At 65.3% G+C, this 22,940-nt stretch carries 19 protein-coding genes and 1 pseudogene; 5 read left to right on the forward strand and 15 right to left on the reverse strand.

Annotation, left to right across the window (positions count from 1 at the left end):
- Positions 1–4: 4 nt before the first annotated feature.
- Positions 5–1,255, reverse strand: coding sequence for a multifunctional CCA addition/repair protein (locus ACSQ3O_RS03185; protein ID WP_436141064.1), 1,251 nt, complete (start codon positions 1,253–1,255; stop codon positions 5–7).
- Positions 1,256–1,299: 44 nt separating this feature from the next.
- On the opposite strand from ACSQ3O_RS03185, the gene ACSQ3O_RS03190 reads away from it, so the two are divergent.
- On the forward strand, positions 1,300–1,755 hold the full coding sequence (locus tag ACSQ3O_RS03190; protein ID WP_436137830.1) for a hypothetical protein: 456 nt from the start codon (positions 1,300–1,302) through the stop codon (positions 1,753–1,755).
- A 28-nt stretch (positions 1,756–1,783) separates the two neighbouring features.
- On the opposite strand, the gene ACSQ3O_RS03195 is transcribed toward ACSQ3O_RS03190, so the two are convergent.
- The 3 genes from ACSQ3O_RS03195 to ACSQ3O_RS03205 all read right to left on the reverse strand — a co-directional run bounded on the left by ACSQ3O_RS03195 (position 1,784) and on the right by ACSQ3O_RS03205 (position 3,482).
- Positions 1,784–2,092, reverse strand: a complete 309-nt coding sequence (locus ACSQ3O_RS03195) for an NIPSNAP family protein (RefSeq protein ID WP_108615408.1) — start codon at positions 2,090–2,092, stop codon at positions 1,784–1,786.
- Positions 2,093–2,099: 7 nt separating this feature from the next.
- On the reverse strand, positions 2,100–2,792 hold the full coding sequence (locus tag ACSQ3O_RS03200) for a glutathione S-transferase family protein (RefSeq protein ID WP_436137831.1): 693 nt from the start codon (positions 2,790–2,792) through the stop codon (positions 2,100–2,102).
- 117 nt (positions 2,793–2,909) lie between these two features.
- Entirely contained in the window at positions 2,910–3,482 is a 573-nt protein-coding gene (locus tag ACSQ3O_RS03205) for a 5-formyltetrahydrofolate cyclo-ligase (protein WP_137748688.1), read from the reverse strand.
- A 14-nt stretch (positions 3,483–3,496) separates the two neighbouring features.
- On the opposite strand from ACSQ3O_RS03205, the gene ACSQ3O_RS03210 reads away from it, so the two are divergent.
- The 3 genes from ACSQ3O_RS03210 (at position 3,497) to ACSQ3O_RS03220 (ending at position 6,918) form a co-directional block, all read left to right on the forward strand.
- Complete coding sequence (locus tag ACSQ3O_RS03210) at positions 3,497–5,482, forward strand: transglycosylase SLT domain-containing protein (protein ID WP_436137832.1); 1,986 nt, start codon at positions 3,497–3,499, stop codon at positions 5,480–5,482.
- Between the two features lie 142 nt (positions 5,483–5,624).
- Entirely contained in the window at positions 5,625–6,200 is a 576-nt protein-coding gene (locus ACSQ3O_RS03215) for a DUF4124 domain-containing protein (RefSeq protein ID WP_436137833.1), read from the forward strand.
- 103 nt (positions 6,201–6,303) lie between these two features.
- The gene (locus tag ACSQ3O_RS03220; protein WP_436137834.1) at positions 6,304–6,918 is read left to right on the forward strand and encodes a hypothetical protein; all 615 of its coding nucleotides are present in this window, start codon (positions 6,304–6,306) and stop codon (positions 6,916–6,918) included.
- 70 nt (positions 6,919–6,988) lie between these two features.
- Here the strand turns inward: ACSQ3O_RS03220 and ACSQ3O_RS03225 are convergent, their stop codons facing one another.
- Positions 6,989–7,921 carry an MBL fold metallo-hydrolase gene (locus tag ACSQ3O_RS03225; RefSeq protein WP_436137835.1) on the reverse strand — a complete coding sequence of 311 codons (933 nt, stop codon included), beginning with the start codon at positions 7,919–7,921 and terminating at the stop codon, positions 6,989–6,991.
- 138 nt (positions 7,922–8,059) lie between these two features.
- The gene (locus ACSQ3O_RS03230) at positions 8,060–10,228 is read right to left on the reverse strand and encodes a hypothetical protein (protein WP_436137836.1); all 2,169 of its coding nucleotides are present in this window, start codon (positions 10,226–10,228) and stop codon (positions 8,060–8,062) included.
- Between the two features lie 286 nt (positions 10,229–10,514).
- Between ACSQ3O_RS03230 and ACSQ3O_RS03235 the strand changes: the two are divergent.
- Positions 10,515–11,451 (forward strand): annotated as a pseudogene (locus tag ACSQ3O_RS03235) (IS481 family transposase).
- A gap of 10 nt (positions 11,452–11,461) precedes the next feature.
- Here the strand turns inward: ACSQ3O_RS03235 and ACSQ3O_RS03240 are convergent.
- The 9 genes from ACSQ3O_RS03240 to ACSQ3O_RS03280 all read right to left on the reverse strand — a co-directional run bounded on the left by ACSQ3O_RS03240 (position 11,462) and on the right by ACSQ3O_RS03280 (position 22,894).
- Positions 11,462–13,516, reverse strand: coding sequence for a hypothetical protein (locus tag ACSQ3O_RS03240; RefSeq protein WP_436137837.1), 2,055 nt, complete (start codon positions 13,514–13,516; stop codon positions 11,462–11,464).
- 317 nt (positions 13,517–13,833) lie between these two features.
- On the reverse strand, positions 13,834–14,226 hold the full coding sequence (gene rbsD, locus ACSQ3O_RS03245) for a D-ribose pyranase (protein WP_436137838.1): 393 nt from the start codon (positions 14,224–14,226) through the stop codon (positions 13,834–13,836).
- A complete protein-coding gene (rbsK, locus tag ACSQ3O_RS03250) occupies positions 14,223–15,167 on the reverse strand; it encodes a ribokinase (RefSeq protein ID WP_436137839.1) in 945 nt (314 codons plus the stop codon). Before rbsK ends, rbsD begins: the two co-directional genes overlap by 4 nt.
- Positions 15,164–16,186: a LacI family DNA-binding transcriptional regulator gene (locus ACSQ3O_RS03255; protein ID WP_436137840.1), complete on the reverse strand. Its 1,023-nt coding sequence runs from the start codon at positions 16,184–16,186 to the stop codon at positions 15,164–15,166. Before ACSQ3O_RS03255 ends, rbsK begins: the two co-directional genes overlap by 4 nt.
- A 56-nt stretch (positions 16,187–16,242) precedes the next feature.
- Positions 16,243–17,235 carry an ABC transporter permease gene (locus ACSQ3O_RS03260; RefSeq protein ID WP_436137841.1) on the reverse strand — a complete coding sequence of 331 codons (993 nt, stop codon included), beginning with the start codon at positions 17,233–17,235 and terminating at the stop codon, positions 16,243–16,245.
- The gene (locus ACSQ3O_RS03265) at positions 17,232–18,887 is read right to left on the reverse strand and encodes a sugar ABC transporter ATP-binding protein (protein WP_436137842.1); all 1,656 of its coding nucleotides are present in this window, start codon (positions 18,885–18,887) and stop codon (positions 17,232–17,234) included. Before ACSQ3O_RS03265 ends, ACSQ3O_RS03260 begins: the two co-directional genes overlap by 4 nt.
- A gap of 71 nt (positions 18,888–18,958) precedes the next feature.
- On the reverse strand, positions 18,959–19,912 hold the full coding sequence (locus ACSQ3O_RS03270; protein WP_436137843.1) for a sugar ABC transporter substrate-binding protein: 954 nt from the start codon (positions 19,910–19,912) through the stop codon (positions 18,959–18,961).
- Positions 19,913–20,393: 481 nt separating this feature from the next.
- Positions 20,394–22,073, reverse strand: coding sequence for an AMP-binding protein (locus ACSQ3O_RS03275; RefSeq protein ID WP_436137844.1), 1,680 nt, complete (start codon positions 22,071–22,073; stop codon positions 20,394–20,396).
- Between the two features lie 74 nt (positions 22,074–22,147).
- On the reverse strand, positions 22,148–22,894 hold the full coding sequence (locus ACSQ3O_RS03280) for an FFLEELY motif protein (protein ID WP_436137845.1): 747 nt from the start codon (positions 22,892–22,894) through the stop codon (positions 22,148–22,150).
- Positions 22,895–22,940: the final 46 nt, after the last annotated feature.

The following is a 22,940-nucleotide window of genomic DNA, read 5'->3' on the forward strand; positions in this document are numbered from 1 at the left end:
GCTCTTAGTGCGCGGTGGGCGCGCTGAGCCACTGCGCCACGGCCTCCACCCGTGCCTGGTGGATCCGTGCACCCACCTGCGGACCGCTCTGGCCCTTGGCGGCGGCCTGCGCCGCAATCTCGCGCGTGACCACGGCCTGTACGGCGGCCAGCACGGCCAGCAGGCGGGGGCGCTGCGGGTAGGCGGATTCTTCAAACCCCAGCCGCCCGCGCGCGTCGCATTCGCAGGCCAGCAGGATTTCGGCAAACCGCTCGGGCTTGCGGATCGCGTCGCAGCGTTCCAGCAGGCGCACCAGCGCTGCGGCCGACAGGTCCTGGCTGCGGTGGATGTGCCCATGTTCACGCGCCACCACATCGGCCGTCTCGCGGCAGTCCACCGGCACGCGCAGGCGCTCGGCCACGTCTTTCAGCAGCTCGGCGCTGCGGGTTTCGTGGTCGATGTGGCGCGGCAGCACATCGGCGGGCGTGGTGCCCTTGCCCAGGTCGTGCGCCAGGCAGGCAAAGCGCACAGTCAGCGGCGCTTGCAGCCGCGCGGCCATGTCCAGCACCATCATCAGGTGCACGCCGGTGTCCACCTCAGGGTGGTAGTCAGCGCGCTGGGGCACGCCCCACAGGCGCGCCACCTCGGGCAGCAGTACAGCCAGCGCGCCACAGTCGCGCAGCACCTCGAACATGCGCGAGGGCTTTTCTTCCATCAGCCCGCGCGCCAGCTCCTGCCACACCCGTTCGGGCACCAGGTGGTCCACTTCGCCGCGCTCCACCATCTCGCGCATGAGCTGCATGGTTTCGGGCGCTACGCTGAAGTCGGTGAAGCGCGCAGCAAACCGCGCCACGCGCAGGATGCGCACGGGGTCTTCGCGGAAGGCATCGGTCACGTGGCGCAGCACGCGCGCTTCAATGTCCTGGGCACCAGAATAGGGGTCAAAAATGCCCTCTTCGCTCGTACCATCTATGTTTTCAGCTATCGAATTGATAGTAAGGTCGCGGCGCGAAAGGTCTTCTTCCAGCGTCACATCCGGCGCGCTGTACACCACAAAGCCCCGGTAGCCACGCCCGCTCTTGCGCTCGGTGCGGGCCAGCGCGTATTCCTCGCGGGTCTCGGGGTGCAAAAAGACGGGGAAGTCGCGCCCCACGGGCAGGTAGCCCTGCGCCAGCATCTGCTCGGGCGTGGCGCCCACCACTACCCAGTCGCGGTCATTCACCGGCCTGCCCAGCAGCTTGTCGCGGACCGCGCCGCCCACCATGTAGATTTGCATCGGCATAGTTTAGGGCGGGCCCCCGGCCGTATATTCAACGCACCATGTCACTCTCGTCCGACCTCACCATTGCCCAGCTCAACCCCGACGGCAGCGTGCCCGTGCCCACCGCGCCCGATGCTGCAGCCAATGCCGCCGCCGAGGCCCTGCAGCGCGAGGCGCAGTTCGAGGCCCTGAAAGCCCAGGTAGAAGGCTTGCAGGAGATCCTGGCCAAGCCGCTCAACGACATCCTGGCCGAACACGACAAGTTCAAGGAGGTGGCGGCCGCATGGGATTCTTTCGGCGCCATGTGGATGCTGTCCCAGCGCGCCATGCGCCGCGTGGCGATGGACCTGGCAGCCACGCAGGGCGTGAGCGAGGAAGAGGTGGTGGCCCGTGCCATGGCCTACGCCAACCAGGTGCTCAACACCGAGGACGAAGACCTGGGCGGCTCCGTCGCCCCCGCCCAGCTGGCGCACATCGCGCGGCACAAGGCGTTTTTGCGCAAGCAGTTCCGGTGAGGGCGCCGCCTGCGCGTGGGTTCATCAATCAGCCAAACACCGGCCTGAAAAAACTCCGCTCGTAACTCACGATGCAGTCCGTTTCCTCGGCATAGCGGAAGGCCGCCTGGCATTCCGCGTCCTGCATCGAGGCCTCGCGGTAGCGCTCATAGGCCGCGAGGCTCTCGAACGTGAACAGCGCCAGCGCGATGTTGTTGGCCCCTTCGCTGGGCATGAAGTAGCCGTGGTGCTGGCCGCCGAATTTCTCGACCAGCGGGATCCACAGCTTGCCGTAGTGCTCGAACTCTTTCAGCTTGCGGGTGTTGAGCACGTAGCGCAGGTAGATGGTGACGGCCATGGGGTGCTCAGCCTTCCGTGTGGCGCAGGCGGTAGGGTTCTTCAAAGTCCAGAAAATCCCTCTCGCCCAGGGCCTCTGCGATCCAGGCCTGCACGCCGGGCAGGGCGCGCACGCGGTCCACATAGGCCTTGATGGGGGCGGGCACGGGCAGGGCGTAGGTGTGCAGGCGCATGCACACGGGGGCAAAGTAGGCGTCGGCCACGCTGAACGAGCCAAACAGCATGGGGCCGCCGTGTTCCTGCAGCAGGGCGCTCCACATCTCCACGAGGCGCTGCACATCGGCGCGCACGCCGGGCTTGTCGCGCCAGATCAGCGCGCCGGTGTCGGCCAGGTCGGCCTCGATGTTCATGGGGCAGTTGCTGCGCAGGGCCGTGAAACCGCTGTGCATCTCGGCGCAGACGCTGCGGGCGCGTGCGCGGGCCTGGGGGGGGGCGGGCCAGAGCTGCTTGTCGGGCCACGTCTCGGCCACGTATTCGGCGATGGCCAGGGTGTCCCACACCACCAGATCGCCATCGACCAGCACCGGCACCTTGCCGGTGGGGCTCACGGGGCCGATGACGCGCTTGAACTCCGAGTCGGTCTCGAAGCTGTCGAAGCGCACCAGCACTTCCTCGAACGGGATGCCGGCCTGCTTGAGCAGCACCCAGGGGCGCATGGACCAGGACGAATAGTTCTTGTTGCCGATGTAGAGCTTGGGCATGGTGGGCACCTGAAAAATAAAGGTCAGCCTGCCATGCTAGCCGCTGCGGCGCGCGCGAGCGATGCCAAAACGCTGCCTGAATGATGCGCGGTGCGCATCACCGGCCGTGCCGGCAGCTCAAACGGGCCAGACCACGCCGTTGTCGTTCAGGATGGCATCGAGCGGCAGGTCGAAGTCTTCGGGCTCGAAGTCGTCGAGGAAACCGTGGGTGAAGCCCAGGCCCACGGTGAAAGGCTTGGGCTGCAGTGTGGCCAGCGTGCGGTCGTAAAAGCCGCCGCCGTAGCCCAGGCGGTAGCCCCCGGCGGCGTAACCCACGCAGGGCACAAACAGCAGGGTGGGCACGATGACCTCGGTGTCCTTGGGCTTGGGGATACCGTAGGCGTCTTCTTCCATGGGGCAGCCGGGGTACCAGGCGTGGAAGGTGAGGGTCTTGTGCTGCTTGTTGACCACCGGTAGGCCGATGCGGCGGCGCAGGGGCTCGTCCAGCAGCTCGCCGTCTTCCTTCCAGCGGTGCAACGCGGGCAAGGGGTCGAACTCGCCCTTGATGGGCCAGTACGCGCCAATCACGGTGTCGGGCCGGTTCACCAGCCAGATGCGCATCACCTGTTGTAACAGGTCGGACCGCTGTAGGCGGTCGGGCAAATTGAGGCGTTCTTCTATCAATGCGCGCCGAAGGGCTGCTTTGTCCATCACATAATTCCCCCATGCAATTGTTTCGAATTCTGACACCGCTTGTCGCCAGTGCCCTGCTTGCCACGGCGGCCCCCCTTGTCCAGGCGCAAAACAGCAAGGGTGACGACACCCTGCTGGAGATGCAGCAGGCCTTCCGCAAGGGCGACCGCAAGCGGCTGGAGCAACTGCTGCCCTCGGCCCGTGGCCATGCGCTGGAGCCCTGGGCCGCCTACTGGGAACTGCGGGTGCGCCTGGCCGAAGCCCAGCCGGCCGAAATCCAGTCGTTCATGCAGCGCTACGCCGGCAGCTACCAGGAAGACCGCATGCGCAACGACTGGCTGCTGCTGCTGGGCCAGCGGCGCAACTGGGCGCAGTTTGCCGAGCAGCATCCCGCCTACCGCATGTCGGACGACCGCGAGGTGCGCTGCTATGCGCTGCTGATCGACACCCTCAAAGGCACGGCCTCCGCCACCGTGGCCGACGACGTGCGCAGCAACTGGTATGCCATCCGCGACGCCGACGACGGCTGCACCCATGCGGCCAGCGAGCTGTACAGCTACAAGAAGCTCAGCGCGCTCGACATCTGGCGCAAGGCGCGTCTGGGCGTGGAGGCCAACCGCCCCCGCGTGGTGCGCAACGCGGTCGAGATCGTCTCGCCCGACTCGTTGCCGCAGCTCAAGGAGGTGCTGGACGCGCCCACCAAGTTCCTGCTCTCGCGCGCCACCGCACGCGGCAACGCCCGGCAAGAGCTGGTGCTGCTGGCCCTGGTCAAGCTCGCAGGCAGCGACCCGGACGGCGCCGCGCAGCAGCTCGACAACAAATGGGGCGTGCACCTCTCGGCCGAAGAGCGCAACTGGGCCTGGGGCGTGATTGGCAAGGCGTCCGCGCAAAAGCTGTCGTCCAGCGCGGCGGGCTACTTTGCCAACGTGACCAAGGACACCGACCTGAACGACGACCTGCTGGGCTGGAAGGTGCGCGCCGCCTTGCGTGCCGGGCAGTGGAAGGCCGTGGGCAAGGCGGTAGATGCCATGAGCCCCGAAGCACGCCAGGACAGCACCTGGGTGTACTGGAAGGCCCGCTCGCTGCTCGCAGGCCGCGTGACCGATGCCGAGCGCGCCGAAGCGCGTCAGCTGCTCGAAGGCATTGCCAGCACCCGTGGCTTTTATGAAATGCTGGCGGTGGAAGAACTGGGCCAGCGCATCACCACGCCCCCCGCCCCCGCGCCCCTCACCGCCGAAGAAAAAGCGGGAGCCCGCGCCAACCCGGGCCTGAACCGCGCCCTGTACGCCATCCTGCTCGGCCTGCGCAGCGAAGGCGTGCGCGAGTGGAACTACACCACCAACCTGCACCAGAGCGGCGGTATGCCCGACCGCGAACTGCTGGCCGCCGCCGACTTCGCCTGCCAGCGCGAAGTGTGGGACCGCTGCATCAACACCAGCGAGCGCACCAAGAGCGTGGTGGACGTCACCCAGCGCTTTCCCACCCCCTTCCGCAGCGCGGTGGTCGAGCGCGCCAACGGCATCGGGCTGGACCCGGCCTACGTCTACGGCCTGATCCGCCAGGAAAGCCGCTTCATCATGGATGCGCGCTCGCATGTGGGCGCCTCGGGCCTCATGCAGGTCATGCCTGCCACCGCGCGCTGGACGGCCAAGAAGATCGGTCTGAACGGTTTCACTGCCGACCAGATCAACGACCGCGACACCAACATCACCATCGGCACGGCCTACCTCAAGCTCGCGCTGGACGACTTTGCGGGCTCCATGCCCATGGCCGCAGCCGCCTACAACGCAGGCCCCGGCCGCCCGCGCAGCTGGCGCAATGGCCCGGTGCTGGACGCCGCCATCTGGGCCGAAAACGTGCCCTTTGCCGAAACCCGCGACTACGTGAAGAAAGTGCTGGCCAACACCACCAACTACGCCGCCATGCTCACCGGCCAGCCCCAGTCGCTCAAAGGCCGCCTGGGCACCATCGGCCCGCGCGATGCATCGGCGCCCGAGGTGAACAAGGACCTGCCCTGATGCCCGCCATCCGCACCCCGCAGCACCTGCTGCGGCAGGTGCGAGGTGGGTGGATGTGAGATTGCTATAAATAAAATAGCTGTTTGCGCATGATGGACGAGCGCAAAGGCCCAATTTGATTCATATTTCTGGAGGGGGAATCATGAAAAAGCTGTATGGGGTGGCCCTGGCCGCCATGGTGTGCTGGGCGCTGGGCACGGCCCAGGCGCAGCCGGTGTACAAGTGGGTGGATGCCGACGGCAAGACCCATTACGGATCACAACCCCCGCCCGCCAAGCAGGACGCCGAACCCCTCAAGCTGCAAAGCAACAACGGCAGCACCCGGAGTGCATCGCCGTCCACCAAGCCCGCCCAGCAGTACAACCCCGACGGCACCAAGAAGATCCCCAAGGATGTCGAAGAGTTTGGCCAGGGCATGAAGAAGGCGCTGGAAAAGGTGGACGGCAAACAGGTGCCCCTGAACTGCGCTGCCGCCGTGGACAATATCCACTACCAGGCCGACCAGATGCTGGAGGTGGGCCAGAAGAACGTGCGCGACGGCTATATGAAGCAGGCCGACTTCGACAAGACGGCCCCCAAGATCCGCGAGGCCCGGGGCAAATACAGCGTGTCAGATTGCCAGGCGTCGTCGGGCAACAAGAAGTCGTTCTACCAGTGTATGTCGAGCAGCAACAACCATGTGATGGGGTGCGACAAGCAGTTCAAGCATGGGGAGTGAGTGGGCTGCCTGAGTGCTTCCTCGGGCTAGTGTGGCTGCTGGCGGCCAGGAGCAGGTATCGAACCATGCCTGCCACGGCCAACCAATCTGTAGGCCTCCAACGATGATTCGCATTATTTCTCCGGGCGATGCGCGGTCGGTAGTGTCCCCATGGTTCTGGGGCTATCTGGTATCGCTTCCTGTCACGCTATCGTTGATCGCTTTGGCTTTTGGGTTATGGTGGCCCGATTCGCTGGAGCATTTGTTTTCCCTCGGCGGATCAACACGTCTTCGTCAGTTTTTTAGTCAGCAGGCCAGCTTCACCAGCTTTCACTCTGCCGCCTATCTGTACTGGTGGGTGCTCGTTTCAACGGTTCCGCTCTGCTTGGTGTGGATGCACATAAGATCGAAAAAGCTGGCGCTTCATCAAGCGCTGCGTTCAATCGCTAGGTTGAATATGAGCAATGGTTCCTGGGACCCAGACAAGTGGACGCTCCGAGGTGGACGCATTCGGTTGATCGCCGGCGTAGCATTGGGAGCAATTCTCGCTTTAACGTCGCTGCTGCTGGCGCAAGAGCTGTCATTCTGCAAAGGCTGCGAGACGACATCCTTGCTAGGCGCTGCTTTGTTCCATTGGGCTGCGCTCCATATGGCGCTAGCTTTAAGCTACATGATGGGCGTCTACTTCTATTTCTGGCGTTCGATCCGTGTCGGCTTGGAGGCAGGACAGAGCACATAGTTTGAGTCAAAAGCTTCTCTTCCAATTTCTGCTTTTGGCTCCAAGCGGCTCCTGCAAACTCCCCGTCATCTCACACGTTGTGCAGCACGCCCCCCTGCCGCACGGCCGCCCCCGACCGCACCAGCTCATCCACCAGACTCAATAGCCACACCCCCTCGGGCTGATCGCCGAAATGGCGCTGGTGCAGCATGCCGAAGTAGGGCGTGGCCTGCGCCCAGGCCGTGAGGTCAGCCATGGCGATCTGCTGCCACTCCAGCAGCTTGTATTTCAGCAGCACCTTGGCGGCATACAGCGCGTGTTTGCCGGGGTTGCGCACAAAACCATCCAGGCGGCGGCGGGCGCCGTCGATGGCGCGGGGGGCATCCGCAAACACAGGGCCGTGGCCGGGGATGACGACCTGGGGTGACAGTTTTTCGATCACATCCAGCGTGGCCGCCACCTCGGCAAACGCGCTGTCGCCTTCCAGTTCGGGGAATACCACGCCGAAGCCGTTTTCCCACAGCGCATCGGCCGAAATCAGCACGCGGCCCTCGGGCTCGAACAGCACCACCGAATGGGGGTCGTGCCCCGGCGCGGCATGCACCTGCCAGGGTTTGTCGCCCAGCAGCACGCACGAGTCCGGCATCAGCAGGGTGTCGGCACGGAACGGCGGGCATTCCTGCCCCGTGGGCGTGTAGCTGAGCGCATACGCGTCCCACTGGCGCACATGGTCGGCCTGGCCGGGCGGGATGGCCGTGAGCACACCGGGCCAGGCCTTCTGCAGCGCCGCGTTGCCGCCGCAGTGGTCGCTGTGCAGGTGGGTGTTGAGCACACGGTCCAGCGCGCGGCCTGCCAACGCGCCGCGCACCAAGTCCACGGTCTGCTCGGCATGGCTGCAGTAGCCGGTGTCCACGATGGCCGTGTCGTGGTGGCCGATGAAGAGGATGTTGTTGGCCGACAGCCAGCCGCGCTCCAGCACGGTGATTTCGGGGGGGAGCAGGTCGTGTGGTGCGGTGGTGGGCATGGAGGCGGGGGGGACGGTGCTTCGGTGGCAGGCATCAGCAATGCATCGCGCGGCAGGCTGTGGCCCAGCCTACCGCAGGTCGCGGCTGTCTGAAGTCCTCCAAAACCCGCAGCCTACGCCCGCCATGGCTGTGCGCTGCTACTGCGGCAGGCTCACCTGCGCCACCGCATTGCGCGTAGTGAAGTACAGCTTTGAGTCGCGCACTACGATGCCCACAGGCGTGTGGATCACCCCCGGAAGGTCGCCGCCGACGAAGCCTCTTTGTCCAGCCTTGCCCACGAGGGTGGTCACTTGGCCTTCTGCGGAGATCTTGCGGATCACGCTGTTGACGGGATCGGTGAGGTACAGATGGCCCTTGGCATCCACAGCAAGGCTGGCCGTTGCGCCATTCTCTCCATGGCTGGAGCCAAAATCCTGGCCCACGTAGACCCCGCCCGCCGTGTAGGTGCTGTAGCTGGCAACAGCAAAGCGCGCGCTGCTGGCAGGGCCATCCACCAGGCTCGCAGGCAGGCCGGCTTGGCCAGCAATGGTGCTCACCACGCCTTGCGGTGTGATCTTGCGGATGGTGGGACCAATGCCGGTGAAGGCATCGTTAAGCCCATCGACCACATACAGGTTGCCCGCCTGGTCCAGGGTCATGTTTCCCAGGATGGCGAAGCGTGCAACGTTGCCCGGCCCATCCACATGGCCCAAGGCACCGGGGCTTCCGGCCAGAACCGTGACCGAGCCCGCCGGAGTGATCTTGAGGATGACGCCATTGACGCCTGCGGCATAGACATTGCCAGCGCCGTCGGAGGCAATCCCGTTGATGCCTGCTGAGTATCTATAGGTTTGGCCACCCGAGGTGAAGGGGGCTATCCAGTTGGATACATCTGCCAATACGGAGCCTTGGCCGGTGGGGCTGATTTTGTAAATGAGATTGGGTGCACCCGGCATGCTTGCCGTCGAAGCCGCGTAGACGTTGTCCTGTTCGTCCGTGGCCATGGCTCGCCAGGAAGGGCTTGCAGTGCCTGCGGGCCACTGGAGCGCGCGGGTGCTTGTGACGCCATCAGGGCTGACGATGCGCATCCTGACGTTGTCGTAGTCACTCACATACAAGGCGCCCGATTTTGCAAGGGCCAGGGCCAACGGTACCCTGAACCGTGCATTCATGCCTGGGCCATCGGGCGGGGGCGCCTCAAGATTCGCTTGCGTGGGCTTGCCAGCCAGGATGGACCGGCTGCCGTCCCGCTGGTACTTCTGGATCCACACGGATTGGCCGTTGGAGATGCTGGCAATAAAGTTGCCGTTGCGATCAATCACCAGGCTTGTGCCGCCCAGCGCATCAGGAGTAGCGCTGGCTACTGTGGATACTGTCCCGTTCCTGGCGATGTGGCGAATGGTGGCGGAACGGAGGCCATCCAGTGCATAGAGTTCGTTGGCAGCGTCGATTGCCAGGTCCTGGAGGATGCCGAACCGGGCTGTGGTCGCATCGCCATCGGCCGTTCCCTGGGTGTCTTTGGCGCCGGAAACGTGGGTCAGTTCTCCGGTCGGGGCATATTTCTTGATAGAACTGCCGTCCGTGACGTAGATGGTGCCGGATGCATCCACGACGAACTTGGAGCGCTCGGGTATCGGCAGTTCCGCAGCCAGCGTACTCGTCACGCCAGCGGGTGTGATCTTGCGGATCTTCGGATAGGTGTAGGAGCCCTGGCCGACATAGAGATTGCCAGCACTGTCCAGCTTCAGTTCCCGAGGGCCGCAGAGTGTTGATTCGTTGGGCGCACCGTCTGCGTTGCCACACACTCCGTGCTTGCCTGCGACTGTGGTGACCGCACCCGCGTTGTCGATCTTGCGCACCAGGTGGTTGGCGGTGTCCGCCACATAGGTATTGCCTGCCGCATCCGACACGATCGCAGCCGGGTAATAGAAGAGGGCGGCAGCGCCTGAACCGTCCGCATACTGCCCCTGACCGGACTGAGAGGGGGGCGGGCTCTTGCCACCCGCCACGGTGCTGACCACGCCAGAGGTCGTCAGCTTGCGGATGGCATGGTTGCCCGTGTCGGCCAGCAGCAAGTCGCCCGTGGGGGACAACGCCAGCGCCGGCGCGCCGGCAAACAGCGCGTCAGCAGCGAGGCCATCCTGATAGCCAAAGCCACTGGTGGCCCCGGCAAGCAGGCTGAGCGAAGCCTTGGCTGCGGGTGGGGGGGCCGGGGTAACCGGAGCGCTTCCACCGCCGCCGCACGCAACGAAAAGGACGGAAGCGCCTAACAGGAGGAGAGGCTGCCACACTCGGGCAGGCGGGTGTCGTCGCGGCATGGTGTTCATGGGTAGATCCTCCCGGATGTGGTGTCAGCAAATTGCACCAATGTGGTGCGTTTATGTGCGAAATGATTATGCTGAAGCACTACTAAAACACGGCGGCTGTTTCAATTTATTGCAGTTTGGCTTTGGCTCCTGGTGGGCCGTGGAGGGCCCGGAGCGTGACAACGCAGAAGCCGCATTGCGCGGCCTAGCTGTGAGGATTCAATAGGTTGTATCCGGTGTTCATCCGGATTGGGTTTGAGAGACTGGAAGTTGCCAAACACCCAATCCACCCAGGACACCCAACCGAATGAACACCCATAAGCATGCCCGACTTACGTTTGCCCGTCGCCTGCAGATGGTCCAGCAGATGACACTGCAGGGCCTCAGCGCTGCGCAAGCCGCTGCTGTGCAGCGGTGTCACACCGCCTACAGCCAGGAAGTGGCTTGGCCGCTATCTGGCAGGAGGTGAGGCAGCCCTGGCCGATGCACCCTCCAGACCCGCCAGCTCACCAAGAACCATTGATGCGGCCAAGGCCTTGCCGATCCTGGGTTTGCGCAAGCGGCGCATTGCACACAGCGTGGGAGTCTGTCAGGCCACGGTAGCCCGCGTGCTGGCCAGAGCGGGTCTCTCCAGGCTGAGCGATCTGGTGCCCGCCGAGCCTGTGGTGCGCTACGAACACAAGGCTCCTGGCGATCTCCTGCACATCGACACCAAGAAGCTGGGTGTCATCGTCAGACCCAGCCACCGGGTGACCGGCAATCGCAAGGATTCGGTGGCTGGAGCGGGTTGGGAGACGCTGTTCGTTGCCATCGATGACCATGCCCGCATTGCCTTCACGACCATGCATCCCGATGAGAAGAAGCGTGAGGCGGTGCAGTTCCTGCGCAATGCGGTGGCCTACCACGCGGGGCTGGGCGTCACCATCAAGCGGTTGCTGACGGACAACGGCTCTGCGTTTCGCTCACGAGAGTTCGCTGCGGCCTCCACAGCCCTGGGCATTTGGCACAAGTTCAACCGGGCTTATCGACCCCAGACCAATGGAAAGGCAGAGAGATTTATCCCATCTGCACTGCGCGAGTGGGCCTATGGCTGGAGCTACCAGAACTCAGCTGAGCGAGCTGTGGCCTTGGCAAGCTGGCAGCATCACTACAACTGGCACCGACCGTACAGTGGCATTGGCGGCTTGGCACCCATGGCCAGACTCAATCCAACGGGAAACAACCTGTTGACTCTTCACATCTAGCGGTGCGCGACTACTGCGGCAACGTCACTTGCGCAACCGCATTGCGAGTGGTGAAAAACAGCTTGGAATCCCGCACGGAGATGCCCACTGGCGTGTGGACGATTCCAGGAGCCTCTCCCGCGAGGAAGCCCTTCCGCCCGGCTTGGCCTACCAAGGTGCTGACTTGCCCGTCTGCCGCAATCTTGCGGATTACGCTGTTGCGAGGGTCTGTAATGTACAGATTGCCCTTGACGTCGGTGGCCAAGCTCGCGGTACCTCCCCATGTTGCGAGGGAATCGCCAAAATCAATTCCCCAGGGGATAGTTGCTGCGATGAGCAATGTTGAGTAACCCGCGACGGTCAGTTGTGCGTTTGCGGCGGGGCCATCGACATAGCCTGCAGGAAGATCGGGACGCCCAGCCACGGTACTGACGACGCCGGCCGGCGTAATCTTGCGAACGGTGGGCCCGATCCCCGTGTAGGCGTCATGTAGTCCATCGACCACATACAGGTTGCCATCGGCATCCATGGTCATGTTGCCGAGAACAGAGAAGCGTGCAGCCCTGCCCTGCCCGTCCTGATGGCCGAGCGCACCTGCACTGCCGGCCAGCAAGCTGACGGTGCCTTGCGGGGTGATTTTCACAATAGTACCGTTGACACCTGCTGCATAGACGTTGTCCGCTGCGTCGGCGACCAGCCCGTTCACGGGGCTGCCGTACTTGTACGAACGCCCCGCGTGTTCGAAGTATGGGAACCACTGAGAAAGGTCTGCCAGCACCCTGATAGTGCCCTGGGGATTGATCTTGTAGACGTAGCTAGGCAGGTTGGGTGCAGCAGCGAAGGATGCGGTGTAGAGGTTGTCATTGCCATCGACGGTCATCGCTCGCCAGGACGGGATGCTCTGGACTTCAGCAGGAGCCGTGTCCGAGGTGAGCGGCAGGGTGCTGGTGCGGCCATCCGATTCCAACTTTCGCAGGGTGGTGGTGCTGAGTGCGTCCCCTACATACAGCGCGCCGGATTTGGTAAAGGCCATGGCGAGGGGGGCGATGAAACGGGCCTGCGGCCCTGCGCCATCGACGGGCACCAGCTTGGGCTCGTACGGCGTGGCCTTGCCCGCAAGAACCGAAGTCGTTCCATCCAAGCGGAATTTCTGGATCCACGACGACAGCGAGTTGCCCAGACTGACGATGAAACTGCCGTTCGCATCGATGACGAGGCTTCTGGCCGTCTGCGCATCGGAAATGCGCAGCACCGTTGAGACGGTGCCATCATCGCCAATACGGCGCACGGCGATGGAGCGGTCTTTGGCTGCCTCATAGGCAGGAGGGTACTGGTCGAGTGCATACAGTTTTCCAGATGCATCGAGTGCCAAGTCAAGCAATGTGCCAAACCGGGCGGTGACGGCGTCGCCGTCAGCGTTTCCCATTGCGTTTGCCGAGCCGGCGACCTGGACCAATCCCGTCTCCGGGGTGTACTTCCGGATGGTGCTTCCGGCGGTAATGAACAGCGCACCCGATGCATCCACGACAAAGGTGTAGGGAATGTTCCAGCTGCGCTCCAGCGGCAGCGTGCTGACCACGCCCGCCGGGGTGATCTTACGGAATGGGCGGTCGCCACCACCGCTCAAAACGTAGAGGTTCCCTGCACCGTCCAGCCGGATTGCATTTACATAGCAGAGCGTTGCAACCTGCGGCGGGCCGTCGTCGGTGCCGCATATGCCGGGTTTGCCAGCCAATGTGGTGACAACCCCCTGGCTGTCGATTTTGCGAACGAGGTGGTTGTCTGCCACGTAAGTGTTGCCTGCCGCATCGACGACCACTGCTGACGGGTTGACGAAGCGTGCTGCAGGCCCTTGCCCGTCTGCGTGGTTGGGGGAGCTGCTGAAGGAGAACGGGCCCGAGGGCTGCCCGCCAGCAAGGGTGCTGACCATGCCCGAAGTTGCTAGTCTGCGCACCGCCTTATTGTTCGAGTCTGCCAACATGATGTCGGCAGTCGGTGTCAATGCAAGTGCCGGAGGTGCTGAGAACAGCGCATCGGCAGCCGTACCATCCTGATACCCGGTACCCAGCGTGGTGCCAGCGACCATGCTGAGTACACCCTTAGCCGTGGCTGGCGGCGGTTTGGGGGCGCTCCCTCCGTTGTTGTCGCTACCTCCACCGCAGGACGCGATCATTAACGAGAGACTCAGCGCGGCGGTCGCAACCCGTGAACGTGATGCGAGGCTGGGGACTTCTGGCAGGGTTCTCAAAAGCAACCTCTTGGTGAAGGGGGGATTGCAGCGCCGTGCATAGGTTTCTTGGCGCGCAGTGCTGCAGTTGTCTGATTATTGCCAGACTGACTGAAAACTCTGTGCTATTGCATCTGCTTACATGGGACCGCCACAGATGGTGGGCCCGTAGCGTGTCAGAACGTCACGCCAGCCACCAGGATCACGTTGGCATACGGCGTGCACTCCCCCGTGCGCACCATTACGCGAGCCTGGGCCGTGCGCCGTTTGAATTCCTCGTGCGCAATCGGCACGGGCGGCACGGGCAGCCCTGCACTCCAGGCGGGCGGGGCGCCTGCGCTGCGCTCCACGGCCTCGGTGGCGATGAAGGCGTGCTCGACCTGCATTTCCGTCAGCACCACACGCAGCACATCGGCCACAGCCGGGATGCCGGGCGTGAGCGCCAGGTCGATGCGGCGCGGGCCGGGGGGGATGGGCAGGCCCACGTCGCCAATCACCAGCATGTCGCCATGGCCCAGGGTGGCGATGGCGTGGGAGAGTTCGGCGTGCAGCAGGGCGGTGCGTTTCACAGGGGGCTCCAGGCGGGCGGTTGGGGGCTTTGCGCCACGGCGGCGCGGGTGGGGATGGAGGGCTGGGCGCCGGGCTGGGTGACGCACAGCGCCGATGCGCGGATGCCTTCGCGCACGGCGGCGTCCAGCGGCTCGCCGCGTGCCAGCGCCACGGCCAGCGCACCCAGGAAGGTGTCACCTGCGGCCGTGGTGTCCACGGCTTTCACGACCAGGCCAGGGTGGTAGCGGTTGCCTGCAGCATCGGCGGCCACGGCGCCTGCAGCGCCCAGGGTCACCACCACCTGGGCCGGGCCCTTGGCACGCAGGGCCTGTGCGGCCTGCGCGGCATCGGCGGGGGTGGCAACGTTCTGGCCCGCCAGCGCAGCGGCTTCCACCTCGTTCACCACCAGCGTGTGCACCCGCGGCCACAGGGCCTCGGGCAGGGGCTGGATGGGCGAGGGGTTAAGCACCACGGGGCAGCCAGCGGCATGGGCCATCTCGGCGGCGGCCAGTACCTGGGGCAAGGGGGTTTCAAACTGCAGCACCAGGCCGCCTGCGCCTTGTAGCGCGGCGCCCAGCGCGACGGCATCCAGCACAAAGCGGCCATTGGCGCCGGGCACGACCACGATGCGGTTTTGCCCGCTGGCTTCCACGGTGATGGCGGCCACGCCGGTGGTGGTTTCGGTGTCGGTCTGCACGCCGCTGTGGTCGATGCCGTCGGCATCGAGCCCGGCGCGCAGCGTGTGGCCGTAGCCGTCATCGCCCACGCGGCCGAACAAGGCCACCCGGGCGCCTTGGCGCGCGCAGGCCACGGCCTGGTTGCCGCCCTTGCCGCCGGGCACCAGGTGCAGGGCATCGGCCAGCACAGTCTCGCCGGGGCCGGGTGCGTGTTGCACCTGCAGCACCAGGTCCATGTTCAGGCTGCCGACGACGGCGATGCGGGGCGTGTTGTTTGTGCTCATGCGGCACCTCCGGGCGCATGGGCCGTGGAGGCGCGCACGCGCAGCTCGGGCTGCAGCATCACCTTGCGTGCGTCCTGGCGCTTGCCGTCGATGCGCTCCAGCAGCATGTCCACGGCCAGCGCGCCGATGCGCTGCTTGGGCTGCGCCACGGTTGTCAGAGGCGGGCTGGTGAAGGCGGTGAGTTCGATGTCGTCAAAGCCCACGATGGACAGTGCCTCGGGCACGCGCAGGTCGCGCTCGTGCGCGGCGCACAGCGCGCCCATGGCCATGAGGTCGTTACAGACAAAGACGGCAGTGGGCGGCACGGGTGCGCGCAGCACGGCATGCATGGCTTCGTAGCCGCCCTGGCTGGTGAAGTTGCCGTGCCACAGAAGGCCCTCGCCGGTGCCGCAGCCTGCATCGGCCAGCGCCGTGCGCCAGCCGGCAATGCGCTGCTCGCTGGGGGCGATGCCTTCGGGGCCGCCAATGCAGGCAATGCGGCGGTGGCCCAGCGACAGCAGGTGGCGCGTGGCCAGCAGGCCGCCCTGCATGTGTGCGGTTTCCACCAGGTCGCAGGGTTGTTGTTCGGCGATGTCGATTTCGCGGTCCACCAGTACGGTGGGGATGGACAGGCCTGCGAGCTGCGTGGCCAGCGTGGCGTCATGCCCGGTGGAGACCACGATGAGCCCGTCGATGCGCCGCTCGGCCAGCACCTGCAGGTAGGTGCCCTGGCGGTGCGCCTCGTCGTTGGTGTTGCACAGGATGACGTTGTAGCCCGCGCCAAAGCAGCGGTCTTCCACGCTGTGCACGATCTCGGCAAAGTAGGGGTTGGAGCTGTTGGGGATCAGCATGCCCAGCGTGCGCGTGTTGTTGCTCTTGAGGCTGCGCGCAATGGCGCTGGGCACATAGCCCAGGGCGCGGATGGCGGCCTCGACCCGCTCGCGCCCCTCGGGGCTCACGCGGCGTGTGCCGTTGACCACGTGCGACACCGTGGTGACCGACACCTCGGCGTGGCGCGCAACGTCCTTGATAGTAGCCATGCAAAAAGAAGAATGAGGTCGTTGGTGGTGGGGCGGCTGGATGCGGGGCCAGTCTCTCAGACCTTGGCGCGGCGCTGGCGTAGCGTGTCCACAATGACCGCCGCCACGATCACAAAACCCGTGATGATGCGCTTGCTGGGCTCGCTGGCGCCCACCTGGGCCAGGCCTGCCTCCAGCACCGCGATGATGAGCACGCCAAACGCGGTGTTGATCACCGAGCCGCGCCCGCCCATCAGGCTGGTGCCGCCAATCACCACGGCCGCAATCACCTGCAGTTCCATGCCGGTGCCTGCGTTGGGGTCGGCAGCTTCGAGCCGGGCCGACTGCATCAGGCCCGCCAGGCCTGCCAGCAGGCCGGTCATGGCAAACACGATCACGCGGATGGGGCGCGGGTCCACACCGGCCAGGCGCATGGCTTCTTCGTTGGTGCCAATGCCCACCACGCAGCGGCCAAACACGGTGCGCGACAGCACTAGTTGCGCCACCACCACCAGCACCACGGCCAGCAAGAAGGCGAACGAGATGCCGCCAAAGAAGGGGGCCGACAGCCAGGAGATCGCATCGCCCACGTACTGCGTGCGCGAGTCGGTCACCACATACGCGCTGCCGCGCACGGCTTCGAGCATGCCCAGCGACACGATGAACGAGGGCAGCCGCCACGCGACGGAAATCATGCCGGTGATGGTGCCGCACACCAGGCCCGTGGCCAGGGCCAGCGCGGCGGCGGCGGGCACCGTCCAGCCCCACTGAAGGATGGCGGCGGCCGAGGTAGCGGCGGCCAGCGCCATCACCGAGCCCACCGACAGATCGATGCCCGCGATGATGAGCACAAAGGTCATGCCCACGGCCATCACGGCCAGGGCCGGGATTTCGTTGGCGATGGTGATGAAGGTCTCGGCGCTCCAGAAGTATTCGGACAGCGACGAGAACAGCGCCACCATGCCCGCCAACACGGCCATCAGGCCCAGGTAGGTGCCCAGCTGGCTGCGCCAGACCGAGGCGGAGGAGGGCGCCGCAGCGGGCGCGGCAGATGCGGTGGGGGCGTTCATGCGGTAACGGGGGAGGAAGTTGAAGGGGTTGTGCTGGTGCGCCCGCCGGGCTCGGAGAACGCGGCCGCCAGCAGGGATTGCTCGGACCACTCGCCGCGCTCGAACACGGCCACCAGGCGGCCCGCGCTCATCACGCCGATGCGGTCGGCCATGGCCATGAGTTCGCGCAGGTCCGACGACACCATGAGCAGCGCGCGGCCTTCCAGCGCCATGCGGTCCAGCTCGCCATACAGCTCGGCGCGCGCGCCCACGTCCACGCCGCGCGTGGGTTCGTCGAGCAGCAGCACGCGGCCTTCGCGGTGCAGCCAGCGGGCGAACACCACCTTTTGCTGGTTGCCGCCCGACAGCTGGCCCACAGGCTGTTCCGGGCCGTGGCAGCGCACGCGCAGGGTGCGGATGAAGCCCTGCACCAGGCGGCTTTCCAGCCCGCGCTGCAGCCAGCCGCCGTGCGATACGGCCGACAGGTCGGACAGCGTGGCGTTGATGCGGATGGGCTGCGAGAGCAGCAGGCCCTGGGATTTGCGGTCTTCGGTGACCAGGCCGACTCCGGCGGCAATGGCTTGCAGCGGCGAGGCAAAGCCCCGGTGCCAGGTACGGGGCGCAGTTGTGTCGGGGGTGTTTGCTATGTTTTGTATAGCTGTTTTGGCTTGTCCATCGCGCGGGAGAGCCTGTTTTTGTTCAAATTCTGAGTGCAGCGTCACGCTGCCACGGTCTGCCCGGTCGGCGCCAAACAGCAGGCGGACCAGCTCGGTGCGGCCCGATCCGACCAGCCCGGCAATGCCAAAAATTTCACCGGCCCGCAGCTCCAGGCTCACGTCCTGCACGGCGGTGCCCCGGCCCAGCTTGTCAGCGCTCATCACCACCGGGCCGACGGGGCGGCGTGGGCGGTGGTCCAGGTCGCTCACCACGCGGCCCACCATGCGCTGCACCAGGTCGTCCTCGCTCATGCCCGCCATGGGGCGCACGTCCACCAGGCGGCCGTCGCGCAGCACGGCCACGCGGTCGGCAATGCGGCGCAGTTCCTCCAGCCGGTGCGACACGTAGATGATGGCCACGCCGCGTGCGGTGAGGTGGGCGATCTGCTCGAACAGGTAATTGGTCTCGCGCGGCGTGAGCATGGCCGTGGGCTCGTCCAGCACCAGGATGCGCGTGTCGTCCTGCAGATTGCGCGCAATCTCCACCATCTGCTGCTGGCCAATGCCCAGCTGCGAGACCGGCGTGGCGGGGTCGATGGTGTCGAGCCCGATCTTGGCCAGCTGCGCACGGGCGGCGGCATGCAGCACATCGCGCTGCAGCCAGCCCAGCCGGTGCGGCAGGCGGCCCATCAACAAATTCTCGGCCACGGTGAGCGTGGGCACCAGGCCCAGCTCCTGCATCACCATGCGCACGCCGTGGCGCTCGGCATCGCGGCGCGACGAGGGCGCGTACGCCTGTCCCGCCAGTTGCATGCCGCCGCGTGTGGGCTGCTCCAGCCCGCAAAGGATCTTGGACAGCGTGCTCTTGCCCGCCCCGTTCTCCCCGGTCAGCGCCAGCACCTCGCCCGCAAACAGCTCCACGTTCACGCCATCGAGCACGGTGGCGGTGTAGTCCTTGCCCACGGCCTGGATGGCGAGCAGGGGCGTACGTGGTGAGTCAGGTGACGGGCTGGGCATGGCGGTGTGTGCGGTTTTCAATCTTGGAGCGGAGAACAACGCCAGAAGGGCATTGTTCTCCGCTCCTGGGCTTACTTGCTGTCTTTAGTCACCAGCACCACATCGGTCTTCACCGTGGCGGGCAGCTGGTTCTGGGGCGTCTTCGCGGCCAGGGCCTTCTGCGCGAGTTCGATGCCGAACACGGCCTGCTTGGCGGCGTACTGGTCGGCGGTGGCCAGCACGCGGCCGTCAGCCAGCATGGGCTTGATGGCGCCGATGTTGTCGTAGCCCACCACCTGCACCTTGCCGGTCTTGCCTGCAGCCTTCACGGCGGCCACGGCGCCCAGGGCCATGCTGTCGTTGCCGGCCAGCAGGGCCACAAGGTCCGGGTGCTCGCGCATCATGCCGGCGGCCACGGTGTTGCCCTTTTCGATCTCCCAGTTGCCGGACTGCACGCCCACAACGGTGATGTTGGCGGCCTTCATGGCGTCCTGGTAGCCCAGGGTGCGCTGCTGCGCATTGAAGGTGGTGGACACGCCTTCGATGATGCCGACCTTGTCACCGGCCTTCAGCGTCTTGGCCAGGTGGTCGCCCACGAGTTTGGCGCCTGCACGGTTGTCGGGGCCCACAAAAGGCACGGTGATGCTCTTTTCCTTCAGCGCATCGGCATCGAGCTGGTTGTCGATGTTGACCACGAGGATGCCCTTGTCGATGGCCGCCTTGACCACGGGCACCAGCGCCTTCGAATCGGCCGGGGCCAGCACGATGGCGCTGACCTTCTGCGCCATGGCTTGCTCGATCATCTTGATCTGGGCTGCCGTGTCGGTCTCGTTCTTGATGCCGTTGGCCACCAGCGTGTATTCCTTGGCGTGGGCCTTCTGGTGCGCCTTGGCGCCGTCTTCCATGGTGCGGAAGAACTCGTTGGCCAGCGACTTCATGATGAGCGCGATCTTGGGCTTGTCTTGCGCAAACGCAGGGCTGGCCAGCAGGCTGCCCACAACAGCGAGGGCGGCGGCGGTCTGAACGGAACGGCGGGTGAACTTCATGGGTGTTGTCTCCAGGTTGGAATGTGGACAAAGGCGACCGACAGCGTGAATAGAACCCCGGCAGACCCCGCAAAAGAAGAGCGGCTGCGGAGGCCCGGTGCCTTGTCGCGATCGGGATGATAACGAAAGCAAACGTTTGCGCAAACGTTTGCTAATCGGTAAAAACCCGGGGACGATGGCGTTTTACGGCTGTGCGGTGGCTGCAGGAAGGCGCTGCAATGCGGTGAAAAAGAGCTGGCCTGCCGTTGTGTCGATTCGCTATGTGGCCGACGGAGGCAGAGTTGCGGAGCGGGCTTGCGGGGGGGGGCGTGTGCCGAGAAGACAGATACTTTGCTATCGCTTGGGCCTTTGGAGAAGGCGCGCCCCAGACCAGGGACACCGCGCAAGGGCCGCCCCGCCGCGCTGGTGTCGTCCCCCTTCCCGAAGCGCGTAGCGCGCAGAGAGAAGGGGGAAGCGGCGTAGCCGCTCAGGGGGATGGTCTCTACTTTCGCAATTCCCTGCGCAAGATCTTGCCCACGTTGCTCTTGGGCAGCTCGTCGCGGAACTCGATGTACTTGGGTCGCTTGTAGCCCGTGAGGTTCTGGTGGCAGTAGTTGGCCACTTCGTCCTCGGTCAGGGCCGGGTCGTTCTTGATGATGAACACCTTGATGGCCTCGCCCTGTTTCTCGTCGGGCACGCCAATGGCCGCGCATTCGACCACGCCGGGGCACAGGCTGATGACCTGCTCCAGCTCGTTGGGGAACACGTTGAAGCCGCTCACCAGGATCATGTCCTTCTTGCGGTCGATGATGCGGGTGTAGCCCTGCGGGTCCATGATGCCGATGTCGCCCGTGCGCATGAAGCCGTCGGGCGTGAAGGCCTTGGCGTTTTCTTCGGGCTGGTTGTAGTAGCCCGTCATCACGTTGGGGCCACGGATGCAGATCTCGCCCGACTCGCCCTGGGGCAGGCTGTTGCCCTCGTCGTCCTTGATGGCAATGTCGATGCCCGGCAGCGGCAGGCCGATGTTGCCGCTGAACTCGGTGCTGATCACCGGGTTGTTGGTGCCGATGGCGCAGGTCTCGCTCATGCCCCAGCCTTCGATCATGGTGCTGCCGGTCACCTTCTGCCACTGCTTGGCCGTGCCCTCGCTGGCCGCCATGCCCCCGGCCTGCGACACGCACAGGTGCGAAAAATCGAGTGTCTTGAACTGCGGGTTTTGCAGCAGCGCGTTGAACAGCGTGTTCACCGCAGGCAGCATGTGGAAGGGACGCTTCTTCAGCTCGGCCACGAACTTGGGGATGTCGCGCGGGTTGGGGATCAGCGTGAGGCTGGAGCCCTGGCGGATGGCCAGCAGGCACAGCGTGAGCGCGAAGATGTGGTACAGCGGCAGCGCGGCAATGCTGTTGGCCTTGCTCAGGTCGCCCACCTTGGACAGGGCGGGCGTGAACCATGCCTCGGCCTGCAGCGTGGCGGCCACGATGTTGCGGTGGGTGAGCACCGCGCCTTTCGACAGGCCCGTGGTGCCGCCGGTGTACTGCAGGAAAGCAATCGAATCCAGCGTGGCCTGGCTGGGCGCGAGCGACTTGTGCTCGCCCAGCGACAGCGCCTTCTTGAAGGTGACGACCTTGCGGCCATTCGACAGCGGCAGGTCATACGCAGGCACCATCTTGGCCAGGTGGCGCACGGCAAAGGTGATCCATTTGCCAAACCAGAAGCCCAGCAGGTCGCCCATGGACGCCATCACCACATGCTTGACGGCGGTGTGGTCCACGACCTCGGCCAGCGTGTGGGCAAAGTTCTCCAGGATCACGATTGCCGTGGCGCCCGAGTCCTTGAGCTGGTGCTCCAGCTCGCGGGCGGTGTACAGCGGGTTAACGTTCACGCAGGTGTAGCCCGCGCGCAGCACGGCGGCCATGGTCACGCCAAACTGCGGGATGTTGGGCAGCATGATGGCCACGCGCGCACCGGGCTCCAGCCCCAGGCTTTGCAGATAGGCGCCCAGCGCGGCCGAGCGGCGTTCCAGCTCGCCATAGGTCATCCACTGGTCCATGCAGACCGAGAACGGGCTCGATGCGTGTTTGCGGAACGACTCTTCCAGCAGGTGGGCCACAGAGCGGTATTGCTCGGGCTTCACGTCATGCGGGACGCCCGGGGGGTAGCTCTTGAGCCAGATCTTTTCCATGCGCGTGTTTCCTTGTGCTCGCCAAATGCCATTGATAGGTGGGCACAGATTGTGGAAGGCAGGCGCGTTGCGGGCTATCGGGCTTGTCCTAGTGTGTGGTTAAGCTGGGTCCCGCAGGTGACAGGATCAGCGTCGAAGAGCAAATCCATCAGCGCGCGCTCCCGTTGTTCGATGGTGGCCAGGAACTGCTCCACCCCGCCGCGCTGGCGCGCGAGCTGGCCGAAGGTGTCAAACCCCGCCTCCAGAAACTTCTGCAGCGCGCCCATGCCCGCAGCGTTGGCCGGGCCGCGCATCATGCGCAGCATCATCCGCAGGCCGGGCGTGCGGGTGAGGCGCGCCAGGTCGGTGCCCATGGCCAGCACGCGCTGCAGCTGCTGCTGGCGCGCGTGGCGCTGGCCCACGGTGCGCCACGCGGCGGTGTAGCGGGCGGCGTCGTTGGCCGCATCGGCACCTTCGTGCGCAAGCCAGGCGCGGCCCATGTCCTGGTCCAGTTCCTCGGTCTGTGCGTGCAGCACGGCAAGGGCTACGGCGGTATTCACGACCGGTTGGGGAAACATGGTCTGCAGCGTGCCGGCGATGCGGCCAAACTGCTGGTCGCGGTCGGTGTAGTCGGTGTCGCTGTACAGCTCTTCCAGAAAAAACCGCGCTGCGGGCCCGAACGCGGGCGATGCTATCAGGTCGGCATAGGTGCCGCCAAAGCGCCGCGCCTGAAAGGTCTTGACGCTGCCCACCGCCGCCCCCAACGCCGGGTCGCCCGTGCGGTGCAGGCGCAGGGCGGTCACATCGGCAATGGCGTCGCGGATGGTCTGGGCAGCATCCATGGGGCGGGGTCCTTTCAGCGTTCTGCGGGGTGCGGTGTCGGGCTGT

It is taken from the genome of Acidovorax sp. LjRoot74 (assembly GCF_964254355.1).
Classification (GTDB): Bacteria; Pseudomonadota; Gammaproteobacteria; order Burkholderiales; family Burkholderiaceae_C; genus Acidovorax.

What these genes read in the sequence shown, in the direction of transcription:
- ACSQ3O_RS03200 (WP_436137831.1), bottom strand. Translation starts at nt 2,792, where the DNA reads ATGCCCAAGCTCTACATCGGCAACAAGAACTATTCGTCCTGGTCCATG.
- ACSQ3O_RS03195 (WP_108615408.1), bottom strand. Translation starts at nt 2,092, where the DNA reads ATGGCCGTCACCATCTACCTGCGCTACGTGCTCAACACCCGCAAGCTG.
- rbsK (WP_436137839.1), bottom strand. Translation starts at nt 15,167, where the DNA reads ATGAGCACAAACAACACGCCCCGCATCGCCGTCGTCGGCAGCCTGAAC.
- ACSQ3O_RS03215 (WP_436137833.1), top strand. Translation starts at nt 5,625, where the DNA reads ATGAAAAAGCTGTATGGGGTGGCCCTGGCCGCCATGGTGTGCTGGGCG.
- ACSQ3O_RS03240 (WP_436137837.1), bottom strand. Translation starts at nt 13,516, where the DNA reads ATGGTCGCTGGCACCACGCTGGGTACCGGGTATCAGGATGGTACGGCT.
- ACSQ3O_RS03220 (WP_436137834.1), top strand. Translation starts at nt 6,304, where the DNA reads ATGATTCGCATTATTTCTCCGGGCGATGCGCGGTCGGTAGTGTCCCCA.
- ACSQ3O_RS03275 (WP_436137844.1), bottom strand. Translation starts at nt 22,073, where the DNA reads ATGGAAAAGATCTGGCTCAAGAGCTACCCCCCGGGCGTCCCGCATGAC.
- ACSQ3O_RS03255 (WP_436137840.1), bottom strand. Translation starts at nt 16,186, where the DNA reads ATGGCTACTATCAAGGACGTTGCGCGCCACGCCGAGGTGTCGGTCACC.
- ACSQ3O_RS03230 (WP_436137836.1), bottom strand. Translation starts at nt 10,228, where the DNA reads ATGAACACCATGCCGCGACGACACCCGCCTGCCCGAGTGTGGCAGCCT.
- ACSQ3O_RS03280 (WP_436137845.1), bottom strand. Translation starts at nt 22,894, where the DNA reads ATGGATGCTGCCCAGACCATCCGCGACGCCATTGCCGATGTGACCGCC.
- ACSQ3O_RS03190 (WP_436137830.1), top strand. Translation starts at nt 1,300, where the DNA reads ATGTCACTCTCGTCCGACCTCACCATTGCCCAGCTCAACCCCGACGGC.
- ACSQ3O_RS03205 (WP_137748688.1), bottom strand. Translation starts at nt 3,482, where the DNA reads ATGGACAAAGCAGCCCTTCGGCGCGCATTGATAGAAGAACGCCTCAAT.
- ACSQ3O_RS03270 (WP_436137843.1), bottom strand. Translation starts at nt 19,912, where the DNA reads ATGAAGTTCACCCGCCGTTCCGTTCAGACCGCCGCCGCCCTCGCTGTT.
- ACSQ3O_RS03225 (WP_436137835.1), bottom strand. Translation starts at nt 7,921, where the DNA reads ATGCCCACCACCGCACCACACGACCTGCTCCCCCCCGAAATCACCGTG.
- ACSQ3O_RS03210 (WP_436137832.1), top strand. Translation starts at nt 3,497, where the DNA reads ATGCAATTGTTTCGAATTCTGACACCGCTTGTCGCCAGTGCCCTGCTT.
- ACSQ3O_RS03185 (WP_436141064.1), bottom strand. Translation starts at nt 1,255, where the DNA reads ATGCAAATCTACATGGTGGGCGGCGCGGTCCGCGACAAGCTGCTGGGC.
- ACSQ3O_RS03260 (WP_436137841.1), bottom strand. Translation starts at nt 17,235, where the DNA reads ATGAACGCCCCCACCGCATCTGCCGCGCCCGCTGCGGCGCCCTCCTCC.
- ACSQ3O_RS03265 (WP_436137842.1), bottom strand. Translation starts at nt 18,887, where the DNA reads ATGCCCAGCCCGTCACCTGACTCACCACGTACGCCCCTGCTCGCCATC.